A 440-nucleotide genomic window follows, 5' to 3' on the forward strand; every position below is an offset into this window, starting at 1 on the left:
AATCCTGATTCGTCGTGTATTTCGAGTCATTACAGCGCCTATTTTCAACAAGTTTGTTCGAAGTGTGGACACTTGAGCTCGGGCAAACGGTGTTCTTTTCAGATAACCGCTTCTCAATTAGGCCACCATTTGTGGCAGCTGGTCCGGTCAGTTTGGCAGAGCCGCTTTTCAGATTCGTGACGACATAGCGATTATTGTCCATTTTTTCTGTGAACTCAGCTTTGATGATGATCTTGCGCTTTCGGTTTTTCCAACTTTTTGCAGCGTACTGTATGAAGCCGAAGCAGCGTTGTTTCTGACCTGTTTCTGCATACTGGATCGCTGCCCGTATAGTCTACATTTTTGCGCTCACACCAGCTCATCAGCCTTGGGCGACAGAAACCGTTGTCGCTACGAAACAGAATTTTTATCTGCGGCCATTCTGCTCTGAGGCGCTTGAC

At 47.0% G+C, this 440-nt stretch carries 1 protein-coding gene and 2 pseudogenes; all 3 read right to left on the minus strand.

The annotated features are described in order from the left end of the window. Positions 1-202: hypothetical protein (locus E1189_RS26390; protein WP_268921566.1), on the minus strand; the 202-nt coding region annotated here is incomplete at its 3' end. Positions 203-211: 9 nt separating this feature from the next. After that, positions 212-331 (minus strand): annotated as a pseudogene (locus E1189_RS26395) (hypothetical protein); the annotation flags it as partial. 55 nt (positions 332-386) lie between these two features. Next, positions 387-440, minus strand: a pseudogene (locus tag E1189_RS26400) (hypothetical protein); the annotation flags it as partial.

It is taken from the genome of Parendozoicomonas verongulae, from assembly GCF_009711465.1.
GTDB lineage: Bacteria > Pseudomonadota > Gammaproteobacteria > Pseudomonadales > Endozoicomonadaceae > Sansalvadorimonas > Sansalvadorimonas verongulae.